Genomic DNA, 6,474 nt, shown 5'->3' with positions numbered 1-6,474 from the left:
CCTGCCCGACCCGGCGGACACCGGCGGCGCGCCGCCGGTGTCCGCCGGGTCGGGCAGGGTGGCGAGGGCGGCGGGCGGTATGAGGGCGTGGGTGATGCGGTGCTCGTCCAGGACGGTGGCCAGCTCGTCGCCCAGCCAGGGCCCGTCCGGCGGTACGACCAGCAGGGCGCCGGACAGGACGGAGATGCACAGCTCCAGTACGGAGGCGTCGAAGCTGGGTGAGGAGAACTGCAGCACGCGGTCGCCCGGGCCGACGGCGTACCGCTCGGCGGCGGCCGCGGCGAAGGCGCCGATGCCGCGATGGGTGACGGTGACGCCCTTGGGGGTGCCGGTGGAGCCGGAGGTGAAGATGACGTACGCCGCGTGGTCGGGGAGCACCCGCCCCCCGGCCGGGTTCGCCTCCTGGTCCCCGGCGTCCATCAACTGGTCCCCGGCGTCCATCAACTGGTCCCCGGCGTCCATCAGCGCGCGGACCCGGCCCGGGTCGTCCAGGACGACGGCCGGTGCGGCGTCGGCGAGCATCAGGGCACGCCGTTCGGCCGGATAGCCGGGGTCCACGGGGAGGAAGGCGGCACCGGTCAGGGCCACGGCCAGCTCGGCGGCGATCAGTTCCATCGAGCGCGGCAGGACCAGCGCCACCGTCCGCTCCGGTCCGGCGCCGCTCGCGACGAGGTGGGCGGCGAGGCGGCCGGCCCGCCGCGCGAGTTCCCCGTACGACCAGGTGCGCCGGCCGTCGGTCACCGCGGGGGCGTGCGGGTCGCGCGTCACCCACCCGGTGAACAGCTCACCGAGCGGGATGTGTCGGGTGGCGTGGTCCGCGTGGTTCGGCGGGGTGGTGCCGGCCGGTGCGGAGGCGGGCGCGGCGGGGCGCTGGGCGTGCAGGTCCGTCATCGGGGTGAAGTCCTTCGGCCGTGGGGGCGGCGCGCGGACCCGGCGCGCCGGTCTCGGGCAGCCCGCGGGCACACCAAAGCGGTGCGCGGGCACACCAGAGCGGTGCGGGGGTCCGGGCGTACGGGGCGGGTGCGGGACGCGGGCGCGGTCAGACGGTGCCGGTGCGGCGTGCGGTGCGTCCGGATATCTGCAGGCGGTCGATGGTCCCGGTGGCGGGGTCGCGGTGGAAGCGGCCGCCGGGCTCGTGCCGGCCGGTTGCCGGGTCGACCAGATCGCAGGACAGATCCGGGTAACACACCAGTGGAATGGGGTAGTCGCCGTCGACGGACAGGGTCGGCGTGCCGTCCCCGTCGAGCTTGACCGCGTACTCGGTGCCCCCGTTGCGGTAGGTGCCGGCGCACTCCGGCAGCGGTACGGCGGGACCGCGGCGGGCGGTGGCCGGGGCGGTCGGCACGCGTATGCCGGTGAGCCGGGCGAGGTCGGCGGTGAGGTCCCGCCACAGGGCGGTGGCGCCGCCGGCGTTGCCGGTGAAGGCGACGACGACGCCGCTGTCCGGCTCGGCCCGCAGATGGCAGGAGGTGCCCTGGGCGTTCCCGTCGTGTCCGCACCACACGCGGCCGTCCTGCTGGAAGAGGGCGAGGCCCAGGCCCCAGGAGTCCGCCAGGGCACCGGGGTCGGCGGCCGGTTCGGGACGGCGCATCCGGGCGGCGACGGACGCGGGCAGGGCGGTGGACCGGCCGATGACGGCCCTCCCCAGGGCCACCAGGTCCTCGGCGCTCGCCAGCAGGGCTCCGGCCGGAGCCTCCACCGGGGCGAGGTTCTGGTGGGCCGGGCGCACCAGTCCCGTGGCCGTGTTGAGTGCGTGTCCGGTGGCGACCGGCCGCGCGGGGGCGGCGTCGCCGAGGAAGGCGGGGACGATGCCCAGGGGTTCGAGGAGGAGCGCTCGCAGCGCTTCCTGCCAGGTCATGCCCGTCACTTCGGACAGGAGCCGGCCGGCGGCGACGTAGCCGGCGTTGGAGTAGGAGAAGCCGGTTCCCGGCGGGAACAGGGCGCTCTGCGCGGTGCAGACCGCCGAGAGGTAACGCGTGGTGGTGGTGCCGGCGGCACTGTCGGAGTCGGGTCCGGTGGGCAGGCCGGCGGTGTGACTGAGCAGGTGACGCACGGTCACCTCGGGCAGTAACCGTAATTCGGGCAGTAATGCGGCGGTGGGCTCGTCGAGGTCGAGGTCCCCGTCGTCGGCGAGGAGCAGCACGGCGGCGGCCGTGCCGAGCTTGGTGACGGAGCCCAGGGGTACGGCCGTGTCCGCGGTGAACGGGGTTCCCGTCAGGGCGTCGGCCGTGCCGGTGTGCACGCTGAGGGTGTGCGTGCCGGTGTGGACGGCCAGTTGGGCGCCGGGCACGCGGTGGGCACGCGCGAGGGAGTCGAGGCGGCTCTGCAACTCCTGGCGCGGCGGGGACGGCGGCCGGTCGGCGGCCGGAGCGGCGGTGGGGTACGGCATGAGAAGGGAACTCCTGGTGAGAGCGGGTGCGGGGAGAGAACACGGCCGGCCCGCGGGTGAGCGGTGCGGGACCTGCGCGTGTCGACGCGCGTCACGGTCTGGTGACGGCGATCGGCAGATGGCGTACGCCGACGATGACGGCCGGGTTCTGGTACGTGACGTCGTCGTAAGAAGGGACCGCGAGGGCGGAGAAACGTTCCATCAGCATATGCAGCGCGATCCGTGCTTCCAGCCGGGCCAGGGGCGCGCCGAAGCAGAAGTGGATGCCGTGGCCGAAGGTCAGATGGGGATTCGGACTGCGGGCCACGTCGAAGGCGTCCGGAGCGGTGAAGCGGGCGGGATCACGGTTGGCGGCACCCAGGTGCGCCATCAGCAGGGTGTCGGCCGGGATCTCGTGGCCGCCGAGCACCACCGGCCGGGTGGTGCGCCGTCCCAGCTCGGGGAAGGGCGGCAGCCAGCGCAGTACTTCCTCGACGGCGTCCGGCAGCCGGCCGGGGTTCTCGCGCAGCAGGGCGAGGGGAGCGGGATGCCGGTCGAAGAGGACCACGGCGTTGCCGAGCAGCGCGGTGGTGGTGATGTGCCCGGCGACCAGCAGCAGGGCGACGAACCCGACGATCTCCTCGTCCGCCAGGCGCGTTCCGTCCACCTCGGCGGTGAGGAGTCTGCTGGTGAGGTCGTCCCCGGGGTGGGCGCGCCGGTGCCGGATGTGGTCCAGCACGTAGCCGTTCATCTCGCGCACGGTCGGGGCGATGGCCTCCAGCGCCCGTTCCAGGTCGGCCATGTCGAGGCTGTCGCCGAGCTGGTCGCCACCGAAGAGGGTGCCGGCCCACTCCTGGAACAGTCTGTGGTCGTCGGCGGGGATGCCGAGGAGTTCGGCGATCACGATGATCGGCAGGGGGTAGGCGAGGGTGTCGACCAGGTCGAACCGGTCGTGGTCGGCGACACCGTCGAGCAGGCGCGCGCACACGGCCTCGATGCGCGGTTCGAGCCCGTGGACCACTCTCGGGGTGAAGGCCTGGCTCACCAAGGTGCGGAGTTTGCGGTGTTTCGGCGGGTCCATGCCGACGAAGTTGCCCTGCCGGAAGGTCTCGAAGTCCTGCTGGGTGGGGGCGATCGGCGTGAGGTCGGAGGAATACGTCGCCGGGTCGGCGAGGACGGCGGCGACCCCCTGGTAATCCACGACACGCCACTGCCCCTGCCCTTCGTCGTAGGCCACGGGGCCCGCCTCGTGCAAGGACCGCCACCGGTCGGGTAACGCGTCCAGGGGCGATTCGGTCCCGGACAGTCGTGTGCTTGTCACCGTTTCTCCTTGGGTGAGGACGCGCGGGCCCGGCGGTGGGTCACCGGCGGTGCCGCGGGTTCGCCGGGCAGGAAGCCGTGGCCGTCATGGGCGTGGTCAACGGGCGTGGCACCGCGCGGCAGCCCTCGCTCCGCGCCAGGTGGCCGACTCGTGGTCGGGCTGGGCCGACCGCCGCTCGGGAACGACCCGCCCGTCCTCCCTTCACGGAACGCGGGTGGCCCCCGGGGGCGTCAGGAAGCCCGGGGACAGGTTCCGTACGGCAGGGCTGCGGTTCCGAGCGGTCCGGACGTCCGCCGTGCGGCCGGCAGGCCCGCACGCCCGCAGTCTGGTGACACGTGCCTCGGGCACCAAGCAGACATCACTGCATCCCCCCGTGACTTCCCCCCGCGCAGCAGCCCTGCGCAGGACTCTCCTGTCTCACGATTCAGTGCTTTGCGTGCCAAGAAAGCGCTTCGACACGATTCATCCGAGCCGAATGCGCTCACAGTTTTCACGTCGGGTCACGTTATGGCAACCCCCCGAAACCGAAGGGGGACGGCCCGTCAGCGGCCCACCGCCAGGGGCGTGTATCCCGCCGTTCCACACCCAAACCCCTTGCATCAAAGGGAAATTGACTTTCCTCTCGGCAACCGGGCCATGACCGCCACCACCTGCACCGTTCACCTCGGACTCATGGACGCTTGTCCCCTTGGGGCCGGCCGGATCCGGCATGTCCGAACACCGCCCGGCACGGGGAACGACCTGGCGCACGGAGGAAGCCACCGGTGCTCAAGGTCACCGCACGTGCGCGGGCGTACGCCAAACGAACTCGCGGCAGTACCGCGAGCCCCCACGAGCCCCAGCGAGCCTCGACACGCCGCCCGTCATCGCCCGTCGGCGTCGGCGCACTCGGCGACGAGCCGCACGACGGTGTCCGGATGGTCCGTCAGGAAGAAGTGCTCCCCGGGGAGGATCTCCAGCCGGAAACCGGCCGTGGTGTGACTCTTCCAGGCTGCGGCCTCCTCCGGCGCGACCCGCGGGTCCCGGTCCCCGGTCAGGCAGAGGACGGGCGTGTTCACCACGGCGTCGGGGACCGGCCGGTACCGGGTGACCGCCCGGTAGTCGTTGCGTAGGACGGGCAGGAACAGGTCCATGAGTTCCGGGCTGCGGACGATCGCCGGGTCGGTGCCGCCGAGACCGGCAAGGTGGTCGAGGATCTCCTGATCGGAGTCGAAAGCCGGGATCTCGCGCGGTGCCGACGGGGCGGTCCGGCCGGAGACGACGAGACGGCAGTGTGCCGTCAACCGGTCGCGCCCGAGCCGGAGTACCGACTCGAAGGCGACGGACGCCCCCATGCTGTGGCCGACCAGCACCAGCGGCACGGGCTCCGCCGCCCATCGCCGCAGGGACGGCATCAGCCGGTCGGCGAGTCCTTCGACGGTCGCCACGAACGGTTCAGCGAAGCGCTCCTGCCGCCCCGGGTACTGAACGGCCGCGACGTCGTACCCCTCGGGGAAACGCCGCGCGAACGGCGCGTAGAACGAGGCGGCGCCACCGGCGTGCGGAAAGAAGAGCACGCGCACGCGGGGTGGCACGGCACCGCGCAGAGGTCTGATCCAGGGGTCCTTGCCCTCCATCGGCGCTGCCCGCCCTTCTTCCCTGTGGCCGGGGTTGGCGTGCCCGGCCGATCCGGTGTGGCCATCGCCGACCGTACGGTGCCCGTGCGCCGACCGTCGAGGGGCACCTCGCGGGGCGCGACTGCCAGGTGTCCGGTGCCGGGGGGCGGCAGAGACCGGCCGGTACGTGACCTTCGTCCGCCGGGAACCGGGTTTGCCCGGTGACGGCAAGGGCCGCGGTCGGCGGGCAGTCGCCGCCGCCCGACAGATCAGGTGGCGAACTCGTGACGTCCCGGGGAAGCGGCGAAGACGGCGCAGCCGTCCTCCGTGCGCAGGAACTTCGCTGTGCCATGGGCGACTTGGTCCGCGCCGCCTTCAGCGACGGGAATCCAGACCTCGGCGGGGGCGTGGGCCGGGGTCACCTCGCCCCAGGGCCCGGAGCCCCACACGGCGAGCACCTTGGCCGCCGACCAGGCGTCGTCGTCGAACTCCGGTGCGGTCCAACTCCCCGGCGGCTCCTTGTCATCGGCTCTCCAGTCGGCGCCGGCGGGCACCGAGCGCACCGTGCCGTCCGCCGACGTCAGCTCCAGGGCGACGAGGAGGCCCGCGGGGCTCTCCGAGGCGTTCGTCGCCGCGACCGCGAGGACGGCCGTACCGGAGCCGAGCCGCGCCGTGACGTCGGTGAGGGCGGGACGACGCCAGTTCTCGGCGCCGTCCGCGTCCGCGTGGGCCACCTGCACACCGTTCACGTACGCCGTGTAGCCGTCGTCGGCGTTCGTCACCAGGCGTGCGCGGGTGACACCGGGCGGGACCTCGACGCGGGCCCCGAACCAGCGGGTACCGGCCGGTGCGCTGCTCACCGGGCCCCCTCGGGAAACCAGATCCACGAGGTGTCCTCGAGGCCGGGCGCGCCGACCAGCGCGGCGGGCGCGGCGATCCAGCGCGCCGACCAGTCGTCGAGCCCCGTCTCCCACCAGGACGGGGCGCTCCATTCCGACGCCTTCCCCGAGGCGTCCCGGACACGTACCTGCCAGTGATAGCGGGTACGGGGCTCCAGGGCCGACCCCGCGTACGGCACGAGGACGGAGTCCCGCGAGGTGACCCTGCCGCTGCCCCAGACGTCGGGGTGGACGAGCCGGCCCCCCTTCGCCCCGACGTCTGGGGCAGCGGCAGGGTCACCTCGCGGGACT

General features: G+C 73.4%; 6 protein-coding genes. All 6 read right to left on the bottom strand.

Going from position 1 to position 6,474, the window contains the following annotated elements; translation table 11 throughout:
* On the bottom strand, positions 1-891 hold an 891-nt coding region (locus C1I97_RS28495; protein WP_146608318.1), incomplete at its 3' end, for an AMP-binding protein.
* A 148-nt stretch (positions 892-1,039) separates the two neighbouring features.
* Positions 1,040-2,389, bottom strand: coding sequence for a serine hydrolase domain-containing protein (locus C1I97_RS28490; RefSeq protein ID WP_111006009.1), 1,350 nt, complete (start codon positions 2,387-2,389; stop codon positions 1,040-1,042).
* A 91-nt stretch (positions 2,390-2,480) separates the two neighbouring features.
* Positions 2,481-3,689: a cytochrome P450 gene (locus tag C1I97_RS28485; RefSeq protein WP_111006008.1), complete on the bottom strand. Its 1,209-nt coding sequence runs from the start codon at positions 3,687-3,689 to the stop codon at positions 2,481-2,483.
* A gap of 863 nt (positions 3,690-4,552) precedes the next feature.
* Positions 4,553-5,305 carry a thioesterase II family protein gene (locus C1I97_RS28480; protein WP_111006007.1) on the bottom strand — a complete coding sequence of 251 codons (753 nt, stop codon included), beginning with the start codon at positions 5,303-5,305 and terminating at the stop codon, positions 4,553-4,555.
* 248 nt (positions 5,306-5,553) lie between these two features.
* Positions 5,554-6,144, bottom strand: a complete 591-nt coding sequence (locus C1I97_RS43035; protein WP_111006006.1) for a hypothetical protein — start codon at positions 6,142-6,144, stop codon at positions 5,554-5,556.
* Positions 6,141-6,474: hypothetical protein (locus C1I97_RS43030; protein WP_220040872.1), on the bottom strand; the 334-nt coding region annotated here is incomplete at its 5' end. The genes C1I97_RS43030 and C1I97_RS43035, both read right to left, overlap by 4 nt.

The sequence above is a fragment of the Streptomyces sp. NTH33 genome (assembly GCF_003236365.1).
In the GTDB taxonomy this organism is placed as follows: Bacteria; Actinomycetota; Actinomycetes; order Streptomycetales; family Streptomycetaceae; genus Streptomyces.
This window is presented reverse-complemented; position numbering and strand designations above follow the sequence as displayed.